Annotated in this window: 10 protein-coding genes; 5 read left to right on the top strand and 5 right to left on the bottom strand. The window is 58.1% G+C overall.

What is annotated here, in order from left to right; all coding sequences use genetic code 11:
• Positions 1 to 30: 30 nt before the first annotated feature.
• Positions 31 to 4,215, bottom strand: coding sequence for a YhdP family protein (locus tag HDE72_RS05930; protein ID WP_183737913.1), 4,185 nt, complete (start codon positions 4,213 to 4,215; stop codon positions 31 to 33).
• A 264-nt stretch (positions 4,216 to 4,479) separates the two neighbouring features.
• On the opposite strand from HDE72_RS05930, the gene glnE reads away from it, so the two are divergent.
• Positions 4,480 to 7,251: a bifunctional [glutamate--ammonia ligase]-adenylyl-L-tyrosine phosphorylase/[glutamate--ammonia-ligase] adenylyltransferase gene (gene glnE / locus HDE72_RS05925; protein ID WP_183737911.1), complete on the top strand. Its 2,772-nt coding sequence runs from the start codon at positions 4,480 to 4,482 to the stop codon at positions 7,249 to 7,251.
• Between the two features lie 433 nt (positions 7,252 to 7,684).
• A complete protein-coding gene (locus HDE72_RS05920) occupies positions 7,685 to 10,552 on the top strand; it encodes a TonB-dependent receptor domain-containing protein (RefSeq protein ID WP_183737909.1) in 2,868 nt (955 codons plus the stop codon).
• A 105-nt stretch (positions 10,553 to 10,657) separates the two neighbouring features.
• Here HDE72_RS05920 and HDE72_RS05915 read toward each other — a convergent pair whose 3' ends face one another.
• The 4 genes from HDE72_RS05915 to tkt form a co-directional block, all read right to left on the bottom strand.
• Positions 10,658 to 12,664: a S9 family peptidase gene (locus HDE72_RS05915; RefSeq protein ID WP_183737907.1), complete on the bottom strand. Its 2,007-nt coding sequence runs from the start codon at positions 12,662 to 12,664 to the stop codon at positions 10,658 to 10,660.
• A gap of 129 nt (positions 12,665 to 12,793) precedes the next feature.
• A complete protein-coding gene (locus HDE72_RS05910; protein WP_183737905.1) occupies positions 12,794 to 15,508 on the bottom strand; it encodes a TonB-dependent receptor in 2,715 nt (904 codons plus the stop codon).
• Between the two features lie 743 nt (positions 15,509 to 16,251).
• Positions 16,252 to 17,262: a type I glyceraldehyde-3-phosphate dehydrogenase gene (gap, locus tag HDE72_RS05905; protein ID WP_046685413.1), complete on the bottom strand. Its 1,011-nt coding sequence runs from the start codon at positions 17,260 to 17,262 to the stop codon at positions 16,252 to 16,254.
• 100 nt (positions 17,263 to 17,362) lie between these two features.
• The gene (gene tkt, locus HDE72_RS05900) at positions 17,363 to 19,360 is read right to left on the bottom strand and encodes a transketolase (protein WP_183737903.1); all 1,998 of its coding nucleotides are present in this window, start codon (positions 19,358 to 19,360) and stop codon (positions 17,363 to 17,365) included.
• Between the two features lie 185 nt (positions 19,361 to 19,545).
• Between tkt and HDE72_RS05895 the strand changes: the two genes are divergently transcribed.
• From HDE72_RS05895 to HDE72_RS05885, 3 genes are all read left to right on the top strand, one after another.
• Positions 19,546 to 20,271 (top strand): 16S rRNA (uracil(1498)-N(3))-methyltransferase, encoded by a 726-nt coding sequence (locus HDE72_RS05895; protein WP_183737901.1) that lies wholly within the window; start codon positions 19,546 to 19,548, stop codon positions 20,269 to 20,271.
• Positions 20,272 to 20,781: 510 nt separating this feature from the next.
• Entirely contained in the window at positions 20,782 to 22,410 is a 1,629-nt protein-coding gene (locus HDE72_RS05890; protein ID WP_183737899.1) for an NAD(P)/FAD-dependent oxidoreductase, read from the top strand.
• A gap of 652 nt (positions 22,411 to 23,062) precedes the next feature.
• Complete coding sequence (locus HDE72_RS05885; protein ID WP_183737897.1) at positions 23,063 to 25,828, top strand: TonB-dependent receptor; 2,766 nt, start codon at positions 23,063 to 23,065, stop codon at positions 25,826 to 25,828.
• The last annotated feature ends 9 nt before the right edge of the window (positions 25,829 to 25,837 follow it).

Below are 25,837 nucleotides of genomic sequence, written 5' to 3'. Positions count from 1 at the left end.
TATCGTTCAGCTTAGTTCAGCTACTTGCGCTTATTTCGCTACTGCATCCGGCGTCGCGGCCGCAGCAGGCACCGGCTCCAATTTACCACCATCGAGCTTGGTCACCACCGGCGACTTCCACGGCCCGGCGATCTGCATATGGTAAGTCAGCGCCTTCATCACGGGCGCACGCAGGAAGAGCTGCGCCAAAAAGCTGCCGATGCCGATCACCGGATTGACGGCCAGCGCATACACCAGCGGGCCCGTACCGAGATTAAATTCCGGGATCACCACTACGTGCAGATTGGTCGTTTCGTTGGCAATGTCAGCCGTGCCGTCCATCAAGACGGTGGCCGCCACGCCATGCATCTTCAAGTTGTCGGTAGACACCACGCCACGCTTGATGCTGGCATTGGCCGTGATGCCATCGAAAGCCAGGCCTTCGGAAAACACATCGTGGAAATCGAGTTTCAGCAAACGCGGCAAGGCTTGCAGGCTCAACACGCCCAACAGCTTGGCCGCACCAGGATCTTGCTTGAGGAATTGGCCCGATTCCACATTCATTTCGATATTGCCGGACAAGCTGGGAATGTCCAGCGAATACGGCAAGCCATTCCAGGCGATGTCGCCACTCAGGCGGCCCTTGCCACGACGCAAGGTATCGACAAAGCCGAAGCGGTCCAGCAACTTGCCGGCGTCGACGATATCGAGTCCAAAGCGCAGGCTGGTGGTGCTTTGCCCATCCTTGAGTATCCATTTGCCGTTGCCGCTCAGGGCGCCATCGGGATTGGATAATTGCAACTTGCCGACACGCCACTCGCGCCCGCCGGCCGCCATGGTGTTATAGGCTTGCAGTTCCAGCCGGCCGATCTTTTTATTGAACAATTCAAATTGCTCGGCGACGATATCCAGCGAAGGAATCGATTGCGCGCTGCTCTTGCCTTCCAGCAGGTTTTTCACGTCGTTCGCAGCCGATTCCGGAATGATCAGCGACGACAGCCGCGCCGTCATCTTGCCCAGGCCGGAAGGTGTTTCCAGCCAGGTCACATAACCGGATACTTGCTTGGCGTCGATATTGGCTTGCCAGACATCTTTTTGATGGGTGGCGCCCACCACCACGTTTTCCAGCTTGCGCTCACCGAGCATCAACTCGCTGGCGCGCGCCGCCATCACGTCCGGCACCACATATTGCGCAAAATCAGGTGTGTCGCCATCGGCGCCGGCATCGGCCACTGCCGCCGTGCCGCTGCCGGCGATCTCGCTGCCGGCAGCGATCCAGCTGTCCACATCGAGCGACTTCATGTTCACGTTCAACATCATGCCGCTGTCCGGTTCAGGCGCCGGCACATTGACGCCGATGCCGCCGCGCACCAGACGCCAGGCGTCCTTGCCCTGCTTCTGGCGCTGGTAGCGCGCGGCAATGCCGTTCGCCAGATTGATGCGGATATCGTCCGTGCGCAGACCGGCCGCATTGGCGGCATTACCGGTGAGCGTAAAGCGCAGCGGCAAGCTGTCGCCTGCGGCCTTTTTCAGCGGCGCCGGGAAATCCAGGCCCAGGCCGTTCAAGGGCGATTCGACATTGACTACTAGCAAGTGATCGCGCGCGGTGATCAAGCCGTTGTAGCGCGCGCCGCCATTCAAATGCTTCGCCAGCCGCTGCACCACAGGGGTCGGATAGGTTTTGCGCAAGCCATCGACCGTCATATTGCCGGCGATCTTGACCTGGATGGAATTGTCAGGCTGCGTGCCGCCCGAGATGGCCAGCGGTCCGCCCAGCAGGTTGCCGTTCAAGCCGTTCAGATTCACGCCCTTCTCGTTGAACTCGATCTTGCCCTGCGCGCCCAGCACGGGTGGCATGTCGTGGAACAGCACCACGTCATTGCCCGCCAGCTGCAAGCTGCCCTGCACCGTCGATTCCAGCAAGCGTTCGATCGGCAAGTGCAGTTTCAGGGCCAGCTTGGCGTTGCCGGTGGCTGTCGTTTCATCGGTGAAATGGTCGATCCAGGCCAGCACGGGGCTGTCCGTGACATATTTGAGGAATTCCTGCATGGGGCCGGCCGCATTACCATCGATATCGAGCAGGGTGTCGAAGACGGTCAGGTCCGGTATCACGGCTTTGACATTGCTCAGGGCTACGCCGCCCGTGGTGGCCGTGTCGCCGCGAATTTCCATGCGCGCACGTTCAAACAAAAAACTGCCCTTGATCTTTTCAGCCTGCGGCCACAACGGCGCCTTGCCGGCCAGCGGCCCGCTTTCGGCAAATTCGCCAGGCGCGTAATTGAGCTTGCCATTGTCGATCTTGCCTGCCACGCGGAATTCACCACGGCTGCGCTGGGCTGCCGTGTCGGCCTTGAATGGGAAATGATCCAGTTCGCCACGCAAACGCAGCGTCACGTCGCGCGCCACGCCGTCTTCCAGCGCACCGGTCAGCCAATGGCGCAAGTGTTCGGGCGTTTGCACCGGCAGGTAGCGGCCGATGGTGTTGACTGCAAAATTGTCCAGCGTACCCGTCAAGTCCACCTCGCCCAGATTGCTGCCATCGAGCGGCATGCGGTGCGTGCCGTGCAAGCTGGCGCGCAAGCCTTGCTGATTGAAATCGAGCTTGTCCAGCTTGACCTGCAGCATGTTGTTCGCTTCGAAGGCCCAGCTTGCCTGCATCTGGAACTGCTCGAACGGCAAAGCCGGATCACTGAGATAAGAGGGCAATTGCAAGACCAGGCCGTGCGCATCGATATCAATCTTGCCGCCCTTGTCGCTGGCGTCGATCGTGCCGCTGAGCTTATCGAAGCCGGGAATGGCAGGCGCAGCCGCCTGCGCCGGGCTGGTGGCGGTTTTCGCCATGGCCAGGCGGGCCGGACGCGCATTCAGGCCCAGTTCCACCAGGCGGCCGCGCACGCGGTAACTGCTGGCGGTGGCGAAATCGCCGTCCCATTCGGCCGAAAAATCGCGCAAGCCGCCGCGCGGCGCCAGGGTAGTGAGATGCTCGCGCTGTTGCTCGCTGAGCGGCAATTTGTCGGCCAGCGCAGCCAGGGTTTGCAAATCGAGCGCCTGGGCCGTGATTTCCGTGTGCGCCGGCTTGCGTTTGGTGGCAGCGGTAAAGCGTTCAGACAAGGTAGTCGGCGGCAGACTGAGGCCATCGTGCGTTTGCAGTGCGAAATCCGTCAGCTCCACCTGATGGCCATACGCGCCAAAAGTGGGTTTGCCGACCGGCGTCTGGACAGACAGTGTTTCCTTCGCAGAAACACGTCCGCTGACCGACAGCAAATCGAGCGGCGCGATATGCTCGCCCAGCCTGGCTTGCACATCCGTCAGCCCCACGTCGGCCGTAAAACCGGCCAGGCGCGCGTGGTCCAGGCTCAACCAGGCGCGCACGGCGCCCTTGCCCTGGCTCAATTCAAACGGGTAATCGAGGTAGCGGCGCCAGGCGGCCAGATCGGCATTCTTCAAGTCGGCATACAGTTCGCCCTTCCACATCGACATATCGGAGATGCGCGTGCTGAAAGGCGGATGCGTGAAGTGGGCGCGCACATCGATGGGCGCGGCCAGGCTGGCGGGCGGCGTGGCTTGCAGCCCCAGGCGGTGGCTGCGCCAGCGATTGCGCAGCAACAAATTAACTTGTTCGAGCGCCAGTTCCGGCGTGCCGCGCAGCTCGTCCGTCCAGCGTACCTTGCCGTCGCGGATGATGATGTCGTGCTGCGCCAGCAACCAGTCAGCGCCCTTGCCGTCGCCGCCCTGGCTACTATCGACCAGCACGCCGGCCACGTAGAGCTTGCCGTCTGCACTGCGGCGCACATCGAGGTCGGGGCGCGTGATTTCCAGTTCTTCAAAACGGACCGAACCCAGGATGCTCCACCACGAAAAAGTGGCCGAAACGCTGGGCAGGCTCAGCGCCTGACGGCCCGTCTTGTCGTGCAGGGTAACATCGCCGAGGAACAGATTGGGCCGCAAACCATGCCACGAAGCATAAATACGGGCAATGCTGACGGGATTGCCCAGGGCGTGGCTGGCCGCCTGTTCGATATCGCTCTTGTAATAATCGATATTGGGCAAAATCGCGTAGCGCAGGAGCAGAAACAGGATGGCGAAGGCAAAATAGACCAGCATCACGGCTTTGACGGTAAAACCCAGCACGTGGTGGGTGGCCAAATTTGCCATGCGATAGGCGGCACGCAGCCGCTGCCAGCGCTGGGCCAATGGCACATGCTCTGTCTCGCTTGCTTCTGGCGGTTTTTGCATCAATAAGCTAATAAACTGGCCTGGCGTCAAATAATGGCAAAAATCGTCTGAATTCTCAGGCTAGGGGCTCGCCGCAATGGCGCTGCCGACCTGCTGGCGCTTGCGTCTGCGCCTTGCCTCCCTTACCATCGTTCGGGAGGACACTGCAGCAAATAAGCGGCAAATAAGCAGCAAACTACCGGCGGCCCAATTTTACCGCATCCCCCGGCGTTCGCAGTCACTTTACGCGCCGATACCCCCTACTACACGATAGAAAACGCCACCATGAGTGCTACGCCCCCGATCTCCGTCTCCAGTTCCGCCTCCCGTTTTTACCAGCGCTGGCTGAATGCCGCCCCCGAACGCGCGGAACAAGTAGCACAGTTGGTGCTCACTCCACTGGACAAGATCGATTTTCCTGCCGCGCTGGCCGCCCAGGCAAACGCGGTCCACCCGCCGCTGCCGCTTGAGCGCGCCATGCGGCGATTGCGCAACCTGCTGGTGTGCGGCTTGATCGAACGCGACCTGGCCGGCCTGGCCGACTTGAACGAGGTAGTCACGGCCATGACGGGCTTCGCCGATTTTGCCATCCGCACCCATGCCGATGCGCTGATGGCCGAAATGGTGGCTCTGCACGGCATGCCGGTGGGCGAGGAATCGGGGCAGCCCCAGGAGTTGATGGTGCTGGCGATGGGCAAACAGGGCGGTGGCGAGCTCAATGTCTCGTCGGACATCGACCTGATCTTTGTGTATCCCGAAGACGGCGACACGCAAGCCACGCAGCCGGGCCAGCGCAGCCTGTCCAACCACGAGTTTTTCATTCGCCTGGGCAAAAAGCTGATCGCCGCCCTGGCCGAGATCACGCAAGATGGTTTTACTTTCCGCGTGGATATGGCGCTGCGCCCGAACGGCAACTCGGGACCGCTGGCCGCCAGCCTCAGCATGGTCGAGCAATATCTGATCGTGCAGGGCCGTGAATGGGAGCGCTATGCCTGGGTCAAGGCGCGCGCCGTGACGGGCAAGCCCGACGATATCGCTGCTTTGGACGCCATCGTGCGCCCGTTCGTGTTCCGCCGCTATCTCGATTTCGGCGTGATCGACGCCATCCGCACCATGCATGGCCAGATCCGCGCCGAGGTCAACCGCCAGGAACGCTTGCATCCAGACCGCAGCAACAACGTCAAGCTGGGCCGCGGCGGCATCCGCGAAATCGAATTCCTGGCGCAAGTCTTTCAGTTGATACGCGGCGGGCGCGACGCCGAACTGCGCGACCGTTCCACACGGGCCACCCTGCGCATTGTTGCCGATAAAAACCTGCTAACGCCTACCATCGTCGAACAACTACTTGCTTCCTATACCTTTCTACGCAATCTGGAACACCGCCTGCAATACCTGGACGACGCGCAAACGCATACCCTGCCCGCGAATGACGCCGACCGACTGCTCGTGGCGCACATGATGGGCCTGCCCGATACGGCGACCTTGCTGGCCCAACTCGAAGCGCACCGCGTGTTCGTCGCCGGCCAGTTCGATGAAATGTTCAGCGACAAGAGCAGCGGCACGCCGCCGGCCGACACGGGCATCGATCCGCAAAGCTCGAACGACTCCACCGCCTCGGACCAGCAGGAAGCCATTGAAGTGCGTTTTGCCGCCCTGGGTTTCGACGAGCCGGCCGCTTGTGCGCGGCGCCTGCTGGCCACCTGGCAGGCGCCGCGCTTGCAATCGTTGCCGGAAGCGAGCCGCACGCGTCTGGTGGCCCTGGTGAACTCTGCCCTGCCGCTGATCGCCGACTGTTCGATAACGAACGGCAAGGCGAGCCAATTATCGACTTTAGGGCGATTACTGGACTTTTTAGAAGCCATTGCGCGCCGTTCGGCGTATTTATCGCTGTTGACAGAATACCCGCACACCCTAGAACGGGTGGTGCGCATGGTCTGCGCCAGCGGCTGGGCCGCCACCTTCCTCACGCAGCACCCCATCCTGCTCGACGAACTGTTAGACGAACGCATCCGCCATAGCGTGCCCGACCCAGCCGCGCTGGCGCTCGATCTGCAGCGCCAGCTCGATGACGCGCCCGGTGATACGGAACGGCAAATGGATATCCTGCGCGAAACACACCATGCGCAGCTGTTCCAGTGCCTGGCGCAAGACCTGGCTGGCGACCTGAGCGTGGAAAAACTGGCCGATTACCTGTCGCAGCTGGCCGACATCATCGTCGCCGCCACCATTCCGGCCGCCTGGCAAACCGTGGCCACGCGCCATCGCGAGGTGCCGAAATTCGCCGTCATCGCGTACGGCAAGCTCGGTGGCAAGGAGCTCGGCTATGTTTCCGACCTGGACGTGATCTTCCTGTTCGACGATGACGACCAGGAAGCGCCGGGCCTGTACGCCAGGCTGGCGCAGCGTTTCATTACCTGGATGACCTCGCACACTTCGGCTGGCATCCTCTTCGACGTCGACATCGCCCTGCGCCCCGATGGCGCCTCCGGCATGCTGGTGTCCAGCGTGCAAGCGTTCGAGCGCTACCAGAGCAGCGCGGCCTGGGTGTGGGAACACCAGGCACTGACGCGGGCGCGCTTTTGCGCCGGCGACGCCGCCATCGGCCAGCAGTTCGAACGCATCCGCGACACCATCCTGCGCAAGGAACGCCCTGAACATGGCCCGCTGAAAGGCGAAGTGGTGGCCATGCGCAAGAAGATGCTCGATGCACACCCACAGCGCGCAGGCTGGTTCGACCTGAAGCAGGATGCGGGCGGCATGATCGATATCGAATTCATGGTGCAATACCTGGTGCTGCAGCATGCGGCCCGCTACCCACAATTAACGGTCAACGTGGGCAATATCGCCCTGCTGCGCCTGTGCGGCGAACTGGGGCTGATCGACGCTTCCCTGGCCGCGCTGGTTGCCGACGCCTACCGCGCACTGCGCAAGCTGCAGCATCAGTTGCGGCTGCAGGGGCAAGACCTGGCCCGCGTGGAACCGGAACGGGTCCGCATGCATGCGGACAACGTGTGCCGCCTGTGGCAAACGATTTTCCAGGAAACCGCGATCGCTTGACAGACCAGACTGCGCCGATACGGCGCGGCGACCATCAGGCAACAGGTGCTCAAACCACATCTGCTGCCGACCCACGCCTGTGCACTACCGCGCAAACCAGGCACAGCACTGGTGACACGAAAACAATTACCCGTCAAGCGCCTGTATCAAATTAACCACTGTAATAATACCCGCTAAATTTCGCGCATTCCACCGCTAAAAGTCAGCATCTGCCATTCATAACCCCCCTGTTCTCAAGCCTTCAGGTACGCAGCCGCAATCCTTACAATCCTTCCAAAATGTAATAAATGATACATTCAGTTACACATGGAGTGTTGTTTTTGCAATTGACTATTAGAAATAGTGTCCAAGCGCTAAATATAATAAAACCGCAGTCACATGATCTGTGACGCACAAAAACCTATACATAACTAAAGTAAAAACGGGAGTTTGAGTGAAAAAAATCGGACTGAAACAGAGTGTTATCGCTGTCGCGCTGACACTTGCAACATCACAAGTGGTATTGGCACAGGACTCGGATTCAGGCGACAAGCCGATTGAAAAAGTCCTCGTGACGGGTTCCAACCTGAAACGCATCGATACGGAAACGGCTACGCCAGTACAGATCCTGAAACATGAAGACATCGTCCGCCTGGGCGTGAACTCGGTCAAGGAAGCACTTGAAACGTTGACCGCGTCCACTGGCGCCCTGTCCGATATCGGCGGCTCCAACTCCTTCGCTGGCGGCGCATCCGCTGTTTCGCTGCGCAATCTGGGCAAGCAATCGACCCTGGTATTGCTCAACTCACGCCGCGTCGCCCCGTATGCGCTGGCCGATTACAACGAAGTCTTCACCAATCTGGACTCGCTGCCGCTGGACGCCATCGAACGCATCGAGGTATTGCGCAACGGCGGTTCGGCCATCTATGGCTCCGACGCCGTGGCCGGTGTGATCAACATCATCACGCGCTCCGATTACCAGGGCGTGCAGGTACGCGCTGGCTACGACCAGTCGGTTGCCCATGAACAGTTCAACACCAAGACGGCCAGCATCACCGCCGGCGTGGGCGACTTCAGCACGGACAAATACAATGTGCTGGCCAACCTCGAAGTGTTCAAGCGCGGCGAAGTACTGTGGCGCGATGTCGTCGACCACATCAACCCGACCTATGGTACGAAATTCTCTGCGGTTGCACCTGGCAGCGGCCAGATGTTTGGCAACCGTGGCGCTCCTTCGACCTTTTCCTATCCTGGCAACCTGATCGGCCAGGGCGCCGTGCCAGGCTGCACCACGCTCAACGCCGCCGGCCTGTGCGTGTATGACCGCTTCTCGCGCTTTGAAGCCGTGCCACAGGCAGACCGCGTGAATGCCTTGCTGTCGGGCAAACTGAACCTGGGCGGCGGCACTGAAAGCTTCTCCGAAGTACTGTTTTCACACACCAAAACCACCTACACCAACGCTTTCGGCACCTACGGCTCGACCAGTCCTGATACGATCTGGGGCAATCCAAGCACTGGCCAGGGCAAGGACTTCACTTACCAATACCTGCCGAGCACCCACCCGTTGAACCATAGTGGCGACGACATCGAACTGCGCTATCGCTGGGCTGATGCACCTGCTTACCGTGAAACGAGCAGCGACCAGTATCGCGTGCTGACGGGACTGAAAGGCCAGTGGAGCACCTTTGACTGGGAAAGCGCCGTCGGCATCATGGGTAGCAAAACCAAGGACCGTACTTACGGCTCCCTGAGCGACAGTGGCTTCATCAAGGAAGTGGGCGACTACACCAAGATCGATCCGAACACAGGTAGCGTACTGGACCCGAACTTCTTCAACCATGGCTACAAGATCGGCCAAAAGAATTCGGCAGATGTGCTCAACACCCTGTTCCCGGCGCAAGGCTATGACGGCAAGATCACCCAGTACTTCGCTGACGCCAAATTGAGCGGCGAAGTGGGCAAGATCGATGGCCGCGCCATTGGCCTGGCCGTGGGGATGGAACTGCGCCACGAGAAGTTCCAGATCACGCCTACGGACAATCTGCTGTCCGGCGATATCGTCGGCTATGGCGCATCGTCGGCCAATGCCAGCCGTACGACGGAAGCTGCATTTACCGAAATCAACCTGCCGCTGACGTCTACCCTGGAGGCAGTGGGAGCAGCACGCGTCGATAAATTCCCAGGCTTTAAAACCCATGCTTCGCCAAAAGTGTCCGCACGCTGGGAAGTCACGCCCACCCTGTTGTTCCGCGGTACCTTGGAATCCGGTTTCCGCGCGCCCAACCTGACCGAAAGTGCGCAATCGACCAAATTCGCCTTCGACAATGGCGTCGTCGATCCGAAGCGTTGCGATCAGGCGCAAGCCTTGTCCAACGACTTGCAAACGCAAGCCAAAGCCCTACCGGCCAGCGATCCGAACAAAGCACTCTTGCTGGCACGCGCCGATACGGTTCAAGGTAGAGAGTGCGCTGCGGGGGTCGCCAGTATCGTGCGTAACAATCCGAACCTGAAACCGGAAACCACACACAGCGGCACCATTGGTTTCGTGATCGAACCAATCAAGGGCACCAGCATTTCGCTGGACTACTGGAATATCCAGCGCAAGGATGAAATCGGCCTGAAATCGACAGATGACCTGCTGGCCGCAGAAGCGGATCAGGCACCGGGCGTCATCAACCGCCTGCCCTTGTCTGCCGACAAGACCTTCACCGCTGCCGAGCAAGCCAAGTACGGTGTCACAGCGGGCCCACTGGCCTCGACCTCGGGCGAGTTCCTGAACGTGTCGCGCACCAAGACGAGCGGTCTGGACTTGAGCGCCAATAGCCGTATTCCTACCCGCTTCGGCCGCCTCGACCTGAGCGCCAACGCGACCTACCTGTTGGATCTGAAGAACTTCAGCAGTTCGCTGAACAGCTTCGGCGACAACCTGGCAGGCCGCTATGGCTACTCGAAAATATCAGCCAACGTTGGTGCGTCCATACAGACTGGCAACTTCAGCAACAGCCTGCGTCTGAACTACCAAAGCAAGACCTCGCTCAACACCGACTACTTCGACACCACCTATACCCAGGCTGGTTGCGCCGCGAAAAAATGGTCGGCCGATGATTGCCAGGTCAAGGCTTATGAGCGCCTGGACTACAACGTCAACTACACCGGTATCAAGGATCTGACCTTGTCGATGTTTATCCGTAACGTCACCAACCGCCGTCCACCGGTGGACTTGCGCGCCTTCAATGCTAGTGGTGGTGGTGTGATTCCGCAAGACACGTCCGACGTCACCGGCCGTGCCGTACGCCTGACTGCGGAATACAAGTTCCGTTAATCGCAGCAGCTCGCGCAGCAGCCCGAAAAAAAACCCTCCCGGCGCAAGCCGGGAGGGTTTTTTATATGGCATCCGCACGGACATCGCCGTGTACGCCTTGGTCAATTACTGCTGGGCAGTCTTGCTGCCGGCGGCCGGACCAATATAGCGGTCGATGAAGCGGTAGACGGCTTCGCCCCATTTGATGTTATTGCTTTCCTTGGACCAGCCATGGCCCTCGCCTGTCATGACCATCCATTCGACGGTATTACCTTGCTTGAGCAACTGGTCACGCATTTTCTCGCCGTGGATCAGCGGCACGCGGCGGTCTTCGCTACCATAAGCCATCAGCACCGGCGCCTTGATCTTGTCTGCATGCTCGATCGCCGACACTTTCTTGAAATAGGCTTCGTCGGTTTTGGGATCGCCATGCATTTTCGTACCAATGTTATCCATCACCGGACCGGCCACATCCGACCAGTTAACGGTAAACAGCATTTTCACGTCGGTCACGCCTACCCAGTTAATGCCGCATTTATACAGATCCGGGTTTTTCACCAAACCATACATGGTGGCATAGCCGCCATAGCTGGCGCCGATGATACACACGCGGTTGCGGTCTACCACACCCTGCTTGACCAGGTCTTCTATGCCATCCGTGATGTCGTCCTGCATGCTCAGGCCCCATTGCTTCCAGCCTGCCGTATGATGTTTCCAGCCGAAACCAGTTGACATGCGGAACTGCGGCTGCAGCACGGCGTAGCCGCGCGAGGCCAGCATCTGGGTGATGGGATCATAACCAAAAGCGTCCCGGGCATGGGGCCCGCCGTGGATGTAAGCCACCAGCGGCAAGGCTTTCGGGACACGTCCTTCCGGCAAGGTCAGATAGGCGGGTATCGTCAAGCCATCGCGCGCCTTGTAGTGGATCACGCTTTGCTCGGAAAGCTTCTTGCCATCGAGTTCAGGCTTGACGCTGTACAGCGGCTCCAGCGTCTTCTTGGCGGTGTCAAAGAAATACAGCTTGCCCACATTGTTGACGCCGCTGGTGACCACCACGGCACGGTTGCCACGCCACTGGAAACGCACTTGTTCATTGGGCAGACTGGCATCGAGCGAGGCCTGCAGGCGGGCATAGTCTTCGTCAAAATAATACATCTCCGGCTTCATGCCATTGACGGCCACGCCCACAATCTTTTTACGCGCATCGTCAAACACCAGGCCATCGGCAATATCGGCTTCCGCATGTTCAGCGATCAATTCGCCAGCACTGCTGGTCTGGCTATTCCAGATGTGCACGCCAGCCTTGTCCCGGCCATTGAAACGCCCCGCCACAAACAGGGTCTTGTTATCGAAGTCAAAGCCCAAGGGATTCATTTCCTTGCCTTCGTCGAGATAGGCCTGGTAAATCGTTTTCCATGGCGCTTTCTCGTCATCGCGCAGATACACCGTCTGTATGATGCGCTTGCTGCCTGCTTCCACCGTCATGGATGAGGCCACGCGGATCACATTATTATGGTCCAGCACCCAGCCGCTGACGGCGCCCGGATTATTAAAAGTCAGCAAGGCCATGCGGCCATTGGTGGTATCGAGACGAAATACATCGCTGGCGCCCAGGTCGGCGTCCCGGCCACGCTCATTGTTGACCACGATCAAGTCATTGCTATCATCGCCAACGCGCTGCAATACCGTCACCGGCTTGTAGGGCATGCCGGTACTCATGGCTTCCTTGACGCTGATCACCAGCTTGCGGAAACCACTGCCATCACTGTTGACAGCAAACAAGCCGCCACCGGTCTGCTTTTCCAGTACTTCTTCGCTGCCTTTGCTGATGCTGAACACCAGGCGCTGGTTATTGACCCACATCGGATTGGCCACGTTCCACTCGGGATCCGAGGCGACCACCGTTGAGGCGCGCGTATCGAGATTAATCACGGCTAGTACAGCACGCCCGTTACGCGGCGTCAGTACCGCCATGCTTTGTCCATCGGGTGACAGGATGGGGCGGCCGCTGAATTCAGCCTTCTTGAAAAAATCGGCAATCGGGATTGACTCGTCGGCGCGGGCGTGCGCGCCATAGAGGCCGCTACTGAGCAACAGCGCGCCAAGCAGGACAGGAATAATGCGTCGGTTCAAAATAGTCTCCTCGATAAAGACAATGGCATAGATTTTCTGCGGACAGCTACGCGGTTTTTCCGCAGTACAGCCTGATAAAAAAAGGCGCCGCTCCCTTGATGGTCACGGCGCCTGTTGACTCACACGCGATTACTTGAAGCTGTAATCAGCCGTAATCTGGAAGTAACGGCCCATCGCGCTGTGCAGCGGCGCATAGTAGTTTGCCGAATCGTTTGGATGGAAAGGCGGTTTGCGGTCAAAGGCGTTCTGGATTGCAAAGCTCAGTTTGGTGTTCTTGAAGCCGCTGTAGCTGCCGCCAAGGTTAACCACGGTGAACGATGGAATACCTTTGCACAGTTCCGGGTAGCCTTCGATTTCCAATCCACAAGGTTGGGTACGGTCGGCAACGGAAGCCATCTTGCTGACGAACACCGTATCGGCCGACAGGGCATAGGCTGCTTTTTTCCAGGCCAGACCCAGGTTGGCCTGTACCGACGGCGTACCGCGGGTACCCGCGTACTCGATCAGGTCGTCGGTCGGCGACGGTGCATTCTTGAACGACTGCATATGGCTGACGTTCAAGGTCGGCTGCAAGGTGCCGTACTCGCCCATATTGATACGGCCAGTCAGTTTCAAGTCCACGCCACGGATTTGCGTGACAGCCACGTTGGTCAGCAACATCTTGATGTTGGTGATTTCACCAGCAGTCGCACCAGCGGCCTTGTCGGCGGCAGTCAAATCAGCACGCGTAATGGCAACGGCTGGGTCACCCGCGTAACGGCTCGGATCGGCCAGTACTTTGGTCAGGTCATAGGTGCCGATTTCATTGACACGCTTGATCTGCCACAGATCGACCGTTGCCAGGAACGAGGAGCTAGGCTCCCAGGCCAGGCCCAGAGTGTAGCTTTTCGCCGTTTCAGGCTTCAGCTCCGGATTGGCGCCACTTTGATACGGACTGGAAGTCGTGCAGCCCAGCTTGTATTGCGCGTTGCAACGGAAGGGATCACGGATCGACACGAAGGCATTGCGCACGTCGGTAGAGTTCTCTACCAGCGTTGGTGCACGGAAACCTTCAGCGTAGGTGCCACGTACCATGAAGGCTGGCGTGACGTTCCATTTCAGGCCAACTTTCGGCGTGGTCGAATTACCGTAGTCCGAATAATGGTCATGACGCACAGCCACCTGGGCTTCGAGCGACTTCAGCAGAGGAATCGTTGATTCTGCGTAGATCGATGCGATACGGCGGCTGTTTGAGAAGCCAGGCGGCAATTGCGCCTGGTGATAGAACTCGCCTTCGACCGCGATCGGATCCGGGCTAGTCTCCAGCGATTCCCGACGGAACTCGGTACCGACGGCCAGGCCGACGGCGCCAGCTGGCAAGTTGAACAGTTCGCCGGAGATCTTGCCATCGATTTGTGTCAAACCGGACTTGAACAGATTTTCCGAGTTGGCCGTGATCGAATCATACAGGGCCTGATTGGCTGCGCCGCCACCGAAGATAAAGGTGCCGTTCTTGTAGGCATTGACGAAAGGCGTCAGCAAGATCGCACTGGTGTTGCGCGAAACAACTTTACTATTCGTTTGCAACAGGGCTGTTTCCCAATCCCAGTTATGGAAGTCACCCTTGACGCCGACCAGGTAGCGGCCAAAATCGGTGGTGTTGTCCTGGCCCTGGCCCGGGAAGTCGCGCAGCGACGCGCGTACACGCACGGTACCATTGCCGCCGGCCAAGGTCTTGCCGTCTGGGCCAATCAGTTCTTGCGGATACTGTGGATGCGTGATCGGCAAGGCTGGCGTAGGTTGACCAGTCTGGCCCGCAACCCAGTGCAGCAGGCCGGTGACAGTGGCTTTATTACGGTTGAACATCAACTCGCTGAAGACCGTGGTGCTCGCGGTAGGCTGCCAGGTCAGGCGGCTGGTGATGCCGAAACGGTCGGTCTTGCCGGCGGAATTGATCGAGCTGTCCTGGAAATCATCAAACACGCAAGCCTGGCCCAGTGCGCCCGCGCCCAGGACACTATTGGCAGGAACCAGGCGGTCAGCCGGGCAGTTCTTGTCGAGCGTGCGCGAAGTCAGGGCACCGGTCGCCTTGTCGGTCCAGTAGATATTGCCTGGATAGGTGTACAGCGAGCGGTTATCCTTGTAGCCATAGGCGCGCAGATCCTGCGTGCTCAGGTAACCATCACGCTTGCGCAGGTACATCGGGTCGCGCTGACGCACATCCAGGGTGGCATAAGCATTGAAGTGGTCTTTGACCAGGCTGCCTTTACCGAAACTCACGGTGGCACGTTTTTGCTCACCATCATTGCGGCTGGACTGCCCCAGCGAGCCGCCCACTTCCAGGCCTTCGAAACTGTCGCGCAAAATGATGTTGACCACACCGGCCATGGCTTCCGAGCCATAGATGGCCGAGGCGCCGTCTTTCAGGATTTCAATACGTTCAACTGCACCAACCGGTATCGAGTTCAAGTCGACAAACGTCGTCTGGAATTCAGGCTGTGCATAGGGGGCCAGGCGGCGGCCGTTGATCAGGGTCAAAGTAGCCTGGCTGCCAAAGCCACGCAAGTTCAGACCGGCAGCGCCGGCGCTAAAACCATTGGTGCGGTTTTCATCGATACCGCCGACGTTAGCCGAAATGGTGCGCAACACTTCGTTGAGCGAGGTGGCGCCGCCGCGTGTCAATTCTTCACGCGTGATGATTTGCACCGGCGAAGCCGACTCCAAGGCAATACGGCGCACGTTGGAACCGGTCACGTATACCTTGTGCACGCCACTATTATCGGTGCCGTCGGCGTTGACCTTGGCAGAGGCCTCGGTCTTTTGCGCCAGGCTTGCATCTTGCGCATGCGCATACTGAGCAAACATACCGGCGCCCGCTAACGTACCGATCGCCAAACGAACTAATGCCACACTGGTTTTTTCTCTTAAGAACATTACTCTTCCCTTTTTTGCTTTTTTATATACATAATTTTATTATTTAAAATTCAACTCAAGCAGTCAATGACAGATGCGGCAGACATAGGAAACAAATACTTTTTATGCAATATGTCATCACTGCAAGAAAATTAATTATGCATGTAAGAAATCAGACTTTGTTACAAATGTTATTAAATGTTGCAATAAAACGACTTGACGATATACATCTTAATAAATTGCATATTTTGAAATATTAAATTGGATTATTTTTCATTTATGACAAATAAAATTCAACTGTATAAATAATTTCCGCCAAGGGATTTACCTATGAGGAAGAATGTTGTATCGCGAGAGAAAATTATTGGATGTCGCACCGCATGCTGACATGGCAATGCCGGGGAACGGGGGGTGGGGCTGTGCTCCTGCGAGGAGACAGGACTACAATGATTACTTATTAACCACCATATTTTACCTACAGATGTAAGCAAATGTAAGACACTGTTACATCTTGGAACCGACGTCTGTGGCAAGCAGAGGGATAAAAACAGGCGGGGAAGCACAGGGTAGGCTTGCCGGAAAATGGTAAAAATTGTGCTCCGCGGCTACAAAATTCAAGGCATAAAAAAAGCCGCCCCGGCTACAAGCCAGGGCGGCATCGCGCCCCGCAGGGCGTGTTCAGCAATTGCCGGAAATTACTTGGCAGACATCAGTGCAACGGTGGTGTCGAGCATGCGGTTCGAGAAACCCCACTCATTGTCGTACCACGACGATACTTTCACCAGACGGCCCGACACTTTGGTCAGGGTCGAATCGAAGTTCGACGAAGCCGGGTTATGGTTGAAGTCGATCGATACCAGCGGTTCGGTCTGGTACGTCAAAATGCCTTCCAGCGCGCCTTCCGAAGCGGACTTCATCAGGGCATTGACTTCTTCCACGGTGGTGTCACGCTTGGCGATGAAGGACAGGTCGACCAGCGACACGTTGATGGTCGGCACGCGAATCGCGAAACCGTCCAGTTTGCCGTTCAGCTCAGGCAGCACCAGGCCAACCGCAGCGGCGGCGCCGGTCTTGGTCGGGATCATGCTCATGGTGGCCGAACGGGCGCGGCGCAGGTCTTCATGCATCACGTCGGACAATACCTGGTCGTTGGTGTAGGCGTGCACGGTGGTCATCAGGCCGGTTTCGATGCCGATGGCGTCGTTCAACGGTTTGACCAGCGGTGCCAGGCAATTGGTGGTGCACGAAGCATTCGAAATGACCGTGTCGGTCGATTTCAGTACCGAGTGGTTGACGCCGAATACGACGGTAGCGTCCACATCCTTGCCGCCTGGTGCGGAAATGATGACTTTCTTGGCGCCGCCTTTCAGGTGGGCCGAAGCCTTTTCTTTGGTGGTGAAGAAGCCGGTGCACTCGAGCACCACGTCCACGCCCAGCTCGCCCCACGGAATTTCAGCAGGATTGCGTTGTGCAAACACGCGGATCGGATCGCCATTCACGATCATGTTGTCGCCTTCGACCGTGACGGTGCCTGGGAACTTGCCGTGGGCAGTGTCGTAGCGGGTCAGGTGGGCGTTCGACTTGGCGTCGCCCAGGTCGTTGATGGCAACGATCTGGATATCTTGTTTCTTGCCGCCTTCGTAGAAAGCGCGCAATACATTACGGCCGATGCGGCCGTAGCCGTTGATTGCAACTTTGATCGTCATACTCTGCTCCTGATAGAAAAAAAACTGAACACATTCAAAAAATGCGTGCCGCCGCGCCCATCTGCGGGGCGCTGGCGGCAGGAACTTGCTACTAAATCAATTAGCCGGCGATGACAGCCTTGACCTTGGCCACGACGTTGTCGACCGTGAAGCCGAAATGCTTGAACAGCACGCCAGCCGGGGCCGATTCACCGAAGGTATCGATACCGACCACGGCGCCTTCCAGGCCCACATATTTGTACCAGAAGCTGGTCACGCCGGCTTCAATCGCCACGCGTGGCACACCTTTGGTCAAGACGCTGGCCTTGTAGGCCGCGTCCTGGCGGTCATACACGTCGGTCGACGGCATCGATACCACGCGGACAGCGATGCCTTCGGAAGCGAGCGCGCTGGCGGCAGCCACAGCCAGTTCCACTTCGGAACCGGTGGCGATCAGGATGGCTTTGGCGTCAAGCACGTCATTGAGCACATAACCACCGCGGTAAATGTTTTCGATCTGCTCGCTGCTGCGTTCTTGATATGGCAGGTTCTGGCGCGAGAAGATCAGGGTCGACGGGCCATCCTTGCGGCGCACGGCAGCGCCCCAGGCAGCAGCCGACTCGACGGTGTCGCATGGACGCCAGTTGTCCAGGTTAGGAATCAAACGCATCGACGAAACGTGCTCGACCGATTGATGGGTCGGGCCGTCTTCGCCCAGGCCGATCGAATCGTGGGTGAACACGAAGATCGAACGCAGCTTCATCAGGGCGGCCATGCGCAGGGCATTGCGGCTGTAGTCGGAGAACGTCAGGAAGGTGGCGCCGAACGGAATGTAACCACCGTGCAAGGTGATGCCGTTCATGATGGCGCTCATGCCAAATTCACGCACGCCGTAGTTGATATGGTTGCCAGGCTGGCCCGAACGCACGGCCACGCACTCTTTCCAGTTGGTCAGGTTCGAACCGGTCAGGTCGGCCGAGCCGCCCAGGAATTCCGGCAGCGACGAAGCCAGTGCCTGGATGGCGTTCTGACTGGCCTTGCGGGTCGCGATATTTTCTTTCTTTTCCACGCAGGAAGCGATGGCAGCGCTCAAGGCCGCTTCAAATGCTTCTGGCAACTCGCCCTTCATGCGGCGGTTCAGTTCAGCGGCTTGCTGCGGGAACTCACGGCTGTAAGCGGCAAAACGCTCGTTCCAGTCTTTTTCCAGCAGGGCGCCCTGCTCTTTCGCATCCCAGGCGCCATACACGTCGGCTGGAATTTCAAATGGCGCGGCGTCCCAGCCGATGTATTCGCGTACGGCAGCAATTTCCTTGTCGCCCAGCGCGGCGCCGTGCACCTTGTCGCCGCCTTGCAGATTGGGCGAACCCTTGCCGATGATGGTCTTGCAGCAGATCAAGGTTGGCTTGGTCGCGGCTTTTGCAGCGGCGATGGCAGCCGAGATGGCGGCAACGTCATGGCCGTCGACAGCGCGGATCACGTTCCAGCCATAAGCTTCGAAACGGCCCGGGGTGTCGTCGGTGAACCAGCCTTCGACTTTACCGTCGATGGAAATGCCGTTGTCGTCGTACAGGGCGATCAGCTTGTTCAAGCCCAGGGTGCCGGCCAGCGCGCATACTTCGTGCGAAATACCTTCCATCAGGCAACCGTCGCCCAGGAATGCATAGGTGTAGTGGTTGACGATGTCGTGGCCAGGCTTGTTAAATTCAGCGGCCAGCAATTGTTCCGACAGAGCCATGCCGACGGCATTGGCGATGCCCTGGCCCAGCGGGCCGGTGGTCGTTTCCACGCCTGGCGTGATATCGACTTCCGGGTGGCCCGGGGTTTTCGAATGCATCTGGCGGAAGGCCTTGATGTCGTCCATCGACAGGTCGTAGCCGGTCAAGTGCAGCAAAGCGTAGTGCAGCATCGAGCCGTGGCCGTTCGACAGCAGGAAACGGTCGCGGTTTTGCCATTTTGGATTGGCGGGATTGTGGCGATAATGACCACTCCACAAGGCAACTGCGATCTCGGCCATGCCCATCGGCATGCCAGGATGGCCGGAATTAGCCTTTTGTACAGCGTCCATTGCCAGTGCGCGGATCGCATTGGCCATTTTGGTAGTCGGGAGCGTAGTTGTCATGATGATGTGGGTCAGTCGCGAGTTTGGAATTCGTTTGCAGCAGCGCAGACAAGGAAGCCGGCTGCTTTCTGTAGTCAACTATTTTACCAGACTGGGGGACTGCAAATTAGAATTGCGGCGTACTGGCCAGCCAACTGGCTATACTTTCACGTCTTTTACCCACTTTACCGCTGTCGAGGATTTGCATGCCGCGTTTTTTCTGCCCCCAGCCGCTCGTCGCCGGCACCACTATCGCTCTGCCTGAAGCCGTTGCCCACCATATACAAGTCGTGCGCCTGGCGCCCGGTGACATCATTACCCTGTTCAATGGCGAAGGCGGTGAAGTGCAAGCCAGCCTGGTCACAGTGGCCAAGCGCAGCGTGACGGCCGAAGTGCAAGCGCATGTGGCGCGCGAAGCGGAACTGCCCTACGCGGTGACCCTGGCGCAAGCCTTGCCGGAAGCCTCAAAAATGGACTGGATCATTGAAAAAGCCATCGAGCTGGGCGCGGCCGGCATCGTACCGCTGGCGGCGCAGCGCTGCGTGGTGCGCTTGTCCGCCGAACGGGCGGAAAAGAAACTTGCTCATTGGCAAGGCATCATCGTTTCCGCTTCGGAACAGAGCGGGCGTAACCGCCTGGCGCAACTGGCGCCGCTGCAGGACTTCAATAGCTGGAGCAGCCAGCAAGATTTACATAAGCGCATCATCTTGACGCCGCGCGCGGAACAGTCACTGGCCGACTGGGCGCGCCACCAGCCACCACAGGCGATCACCCTGATGGTGGGACCGGAAGGCGGTTTTTCGGAAGCGGAAGAAAAAGCCGCACTGGCCGCCGGCGCCATCGGCCTGGCGATGGGCCCGCGCATTTTGCGCACGGAAACAGCGGGCTTGACGGCGCTGGCGACCTTGGGAGCGCTGTGGGGCGGGATGTAAGGCACCGCCAACTCGCCATCAGGGTTGCTGCGCTCGACGGTTTCAGAGTAACACTTGCCTTTCACACCGCTGGCATAACGCGAGGTAACGGCGGCACTCCAGTCACCCAGGCTCCAGTCCAGCGACAGATAGGTTTTAAAACGGTTGTAGTTATACTCGCCGTTGTACTCTTGTCATTTATCATCTGCATCATCCGTGCTTCGGGTCTTGAACGACTTGACAGCGTCTGATCGACTGGACCACCGAGTTGGTGAGCGCCTGCACCACACAGTGCGATGCACGGCAGGCTCTGTCAGGCATCCCCATTGCCACCTGCACGTGGCGGCACGGAGTCCTGCGCTGCGACAGCTCCCGCCTCCCCGTACCAGGCTATCCAGCAATACCCCGCCCCTCCGCGGTTCATCAATATGCGGCGCAACAGGTAAAATATCGTCCTGATGACACCGCCCACGCAGTCTCTCACAGACTCTCCGCTAGATACGGAGCCCAATATCTTTACAAAGACACATCATGTTGCGACTCAACGAAGTAAAGCTCCCTCTCGAACACGACGAAGCAGCCCTGCCCGCTGCCATCCTGGCCCGTCTGGGCATCACGGCCGATGACTTGCTCGGCTACACGGTCTTCAAACGCAGCTATGACGCGCGCAAGCGCAGCGCCGTGGTGTTGATTTACTCGCTGCACGTTGAAGTCAAGCATGAAGCGGCCGTGCTGGCGCGCCTGCAACACGATATTCATTTAATGCCAGCTCCCGACACCGACTACAAATTCGTTGCTGGCGGTGAACAATTAGCTGGCCATAGCAATCAGCCGCGCCCCATCGTCATCGGCACCGGACCTTGCGGCCTGTTCGTGGCGCTGATTCTGGCGCAGATGGGTTTGCGCCCGATCATCCTGGAACGCGGCAAGCAAGTGCGCGAACGCACGGTGGATACCTTTGGTTTCTGGCGCAAGCGCGAACTGAATCCGGAATCGAACGTGCAGTTTGGTGAAGGCGGCGCGGGTACCTTCTCGGACGGCAAGCTGTATAGCCAGATCAAGGACCCGAAACACTACGGCCGCAAAGTGCTGACAGAATTCGTCAAGGCTGGCGCGCCCGAAGAAATCATGTATGTGAGCAAACCGCACATCGGCACCTTCCGCCTGGTCAAGATGGTGGAAGAAATGCGCGCCAATATCGAACAACTGGGCGGCGAATACCGTTTTGAAAGCAAGGTGGTCGATATTCATATCGAGCCTGGCAGCGACGGTGGCCAGGTGCGCGGCGTGGTGCTGGCCAGCGGCGAAACCATCGCCAGCAACCACGTGGTGCTGGCGATTGGCCATAGCGCACGCGATACCTTTGAAATGCTGCACCAGCGCGGCGTGTATATCGAGGCGAAACCATTCTCGATTGGTTTCCGCGTGGAACACCCGCAATCCCTGATCGACAACTGCCGTTTCGGCCCCAGCGCCGGCCACCCGATCCTGGGCGCGGCCGACTACAAGCTGGTGCACCACGCCAGCAATGGCCGTTCCGTGTACAGCTTCTGCATGTGTCCGGGCGGCACGGTGGTGGCCGCCGCCTCGGAGCCAGGCCGCCTGGTGACCAACGGCATGAGCCAGTATTCGCGCAATGAACGCAATGCCAACAGCGCCATCGTGGTCGGCATTACGCCAGCCGACTACCCGGGCGGTCCGCTGGCCGGCATCGCCCTGCAGCGCGAACTGGAAGAGCGCGCGTTTGCCTTGGGCGGCGGCAACTACGATGCGCCGGGCCAGCTGGTGGGCGACTTCGTGGCGGGCCGTGCCTCGACCGAATTTGGCGGCGTAGTGCCTTCGTACAAGCCGGCCGTGCACCTGACGGATCTGGCGCCTTCGCTGCCCGAATACGCGATCACGGCCATGCGTGAAGCCTTCCCGGCATTCAATAAACAGATCAAGGGTTACTACAAGGCCGACGCCGTGCTGACGGGCGTGGAAACACGCACCTCGTCGCCGATCCGCATCAAGCGCCATGACGATGATTTGCAAAGCCTGAACACGCGCGGCCTGTTCCCCGCTGGCGAAGGCGCTGGCTACGCAGGCGGCATTTTGTCGGCAGCCGTCGACGGCATCAAGGTGGCCGAAGCGGTGGCCCTGTCGATCGCCTCTGCCTGATCCTTCGCTGACACACCATCAATACGCGCTATCCAGGCTCCATGCATGGGGTTTGGAAGCGCGCAAGCCGTTCTTGGCACCACTTCCCTTAGCATTGTTTTAACTAAACAACAGTGCAGCGATTACTGCATGATAAAATTTTAGTTGCTAAATAGTCAGTTACACTACTCAATCACAAGTCACTTCCGATGTAACAAATACATGAGCTCTTTGCTGATGTGTTTCATTTTCACGTCACCTTTCCATGTGTGTCGTACTTGTTACAAATACGAACAAAAAAGTATCATTATCATATCTTTATTTTGATATTTTTTTCTTGCCTGATACAGCCATTCCCTCGCCTCTCGCTATGAAGATAATTCCAAATTAGAAAATTTATTGCATTAAATACATCAAAAAAGTAACGATATAGATTGTGAAACATCTGTTACAAAATCACTTGAAATATTACATATTTGCGTTGTTTTCTTCGAATTTAATTATTTCAAGAAACTTTTTTCGCTCAATACAAATTATCTAATTTGACAAGCAATCACCGCCGGTGATCTCATGGAGAGACTGAATGTTAGTTGCTGACCCCGCAAGAAGTTCAGTTATCACTTAATAAATTAATTTGTATTTAGATTAACTAAATCCTCCAGGAGTTGACCAAATGATCATGGAAACTGTGTTATCTCGCTCACTGCGTCTGATGTTCTCAGGCAGTGCAGCATTGATCGGTGCCGGCTTGTTGATCCAACCTGCATTTGCCCAAGACAACACTCCTATACAACGCGTGGAAATCACCGGCTCATCGGTAAAACGCGTCGATGCTGAAACATCGCTGCCAGTACAGGTCATCAGCAAAGCGGACATCGCCCGCACCGGCGCTACCAGCACGGAAGAACTGCTGCAATCGATCTCGGCCTTCTCCTCGGCCGGTGGTACCACCAACGCTACCGGCGCCGGCACCTCGACCGGTGGCCTGTCGTCCATCTCATTGCGCGGCCTGGGTTCGACCCGCACCCTGGTGCTGGTGAACGGACGCCGCCTCGCTCCCTTCGCCGGCAGCGACGGTGGTTCTGTCAATGTCAACGCCATTCCGCTGGCGGCAATTGAACGCGTCGAGATATTGAAAGACGGCGCATCGGGCGTGTACGGCAGCGACGCCGTCGCCGGCGTGGTCAACTTCATTCTGGCCAAGCACGTTGATGGCGTCGAAGTGACCGGCGGCTATGGTTCGCCAACCACCAGCGGCGGCGGACAGAATGGCAAGGCGTCGATTACCGGCGGCTACAATACCGATAAATTAAGCGTGGTGGTATCTGGCTCTTACGAAAAAGAAAAAGCCCTGTTTGGCCGTGACCGCTCTTACTCAGCCTCCGCCACCCGCCTGCCTTACTACAACTCGACTGCAACCGGCCTGGGCAATATCCAGGGCTCGTTTACGCCAGGCGTAGGCCCTGATGCGGGATTCAGCAGCGGCGGCTCTGGCTACGGCAATCCGCTGGCCATCGGCGACAAGTGCAGCACCATCAAGATGAGTACGATTCAGAACGGCGCCAAAGGCAGCCCGTATTGCGCCTACGACAGCGGCCCGGACGTTGGCTTGACCCCGGATCGTGAACTGTACAATCTGACCAGCAATCTGAGTTATCAGATCAACGAAAACCATCAGCTGTTTGCTGACTTGCTGTATTCCAACAGCAAAGTGACCCAGACGTACCAGCCATCGCCAGCGCGCGCCAGCTTTTTCGAGACCGACGGACAATTCGCCCAACAAGGGGTAGACCCTGCGTTGCTGCTGTATCCCTCCAATCCGGCCTACCAGTCGATCGCCGTACCTTACCTGACCAGCCAGGGCTTTACCTCGCTGATCGGCAAACCGTTGTCTATCACCTCGCGCGTGTTCGATTTTGGCCCACGCCAGAATGTGGACACCGGCAAGCAGTCACGTTTGGTAGTCGGCGCCAAGGGTTCGCTCAGCTTTGGCGACTATGAAGTCGCATTGAGCCATAATGAATCGAAGCTGGAAAGCGCTGTCACCACCGGTTACTTCTCGCAAGTAGGCTACGCCAAGATCATCAATGGCAGCAACTGGAATCCATGGGCAGCCGGCGGAGTGCAAACGGGCGCCCTGGCGACCCAGCTGCAAACGGCTGCCTTTTCTGGTAACTACCTGAGCGCCAAATCGACCATCGACGCGTTTGACGGAAAAATTACGGGCGACTTCTGGACCATTGCCGGCATCACCCCGCAATATGCCGTGGGCCTGCAGTCGCGCAAAGAAAAATACGTGACCGATCCTAGCGCCGCCTATCAGTCTGGCGATATTTCGGGCCTCGGTGGTTCCGTCGTGCCTATCGATCGCAGCCGCACCGTGAATTCGGGCTACGGCGAATTGAACGTACCGATCCTGAAAACCCTGGAAGTCAATCTGACTGCCCGCGACGACAAGTACAACGACGTCGGCAATACGGCCAACTGGAAAGGCAGCTTCAAATGGCGGCCAGTGCAGCAACTGGCACTGCGCGGCTCCTATGGCACCGGTTTCCGTGCACCGACGCTGGTAGACTTGTGGACCCCGCAAACACTGGGTACCTCGGAACAGTTCAACGATCCAGCTACCAATCAAACCGGCCTGCAAGTGAACGCTTTAACCGGCGGCAATCCGAACCTGAAACCAGAGAAATCGAAACAATACTCGTTCGGCGCAGTATGGCAGCCTACCAATACGGCCAGTATCAGTCTTGACTTCTTCAACATCAATATCCGCGACATTCTCTCGACTGCATCGGCGCAGGAAATTGTCTCGCGCTTCCGCGCTGGCGACCCGGCCTACGCTGGCCTGGTGACCCTGAATGGCAATGACATCGTCAGCATCCGGCAAACGCTGGCCAACAACGGCAATGCCAATGTGCAAGGTGTCGACCTGTCCGCCAACTGGAGAGATAATTTCAGCTTCGGCAGGCTGGAGGCGGCCATCAACGGTACCTATATGGATACCTTCGACCAGACCAGCCCGGGCGGCCAGGTGTCGCATAAAGTCGGCACCATCGTTGAAGGTGACGGCACACCGGTGATCGGTGCACAGAACGGTGGCGTGATCCTGCGCTGGAAACATCAGCTGGCTGGCACCTGGACCACCGGCCCCTGGGCTACCACGCTGGTGCAAAACTTCCGCACTGGCTATCAAGTAGGCCATGACTTGAACGACAACAAGGTGTTTATCGGTGCAGAAACGATCTATGACGCCAACGTCACGTACCGCGGCATCAAGAACCTGACCCTGGCGCTGGGCTTGAAGAACCTGTTCAACAAGCAGCCTGAGCCGATTGGTACTGCAGTAACCAACCAATTCCAGGCTGGCTACGACATCAACCAGTACGATCCACGTGGCCGCCTGGTCTACGTGACCGCTGGCTACAAGTTCCAGTAATAGCCTGGC

It is taken from the genome of Janthinobacterium saanense, assembly GCF_014200675.1.
GTDB lineage: Bacteria > Pseudomonadota > Gammaproteobacteria > Burkholderiales > Burkholderiaceae_D > Janthinobacterium.
This window is presented reverse-complemented; position numbering and strand designations above follow the sequence as displayed.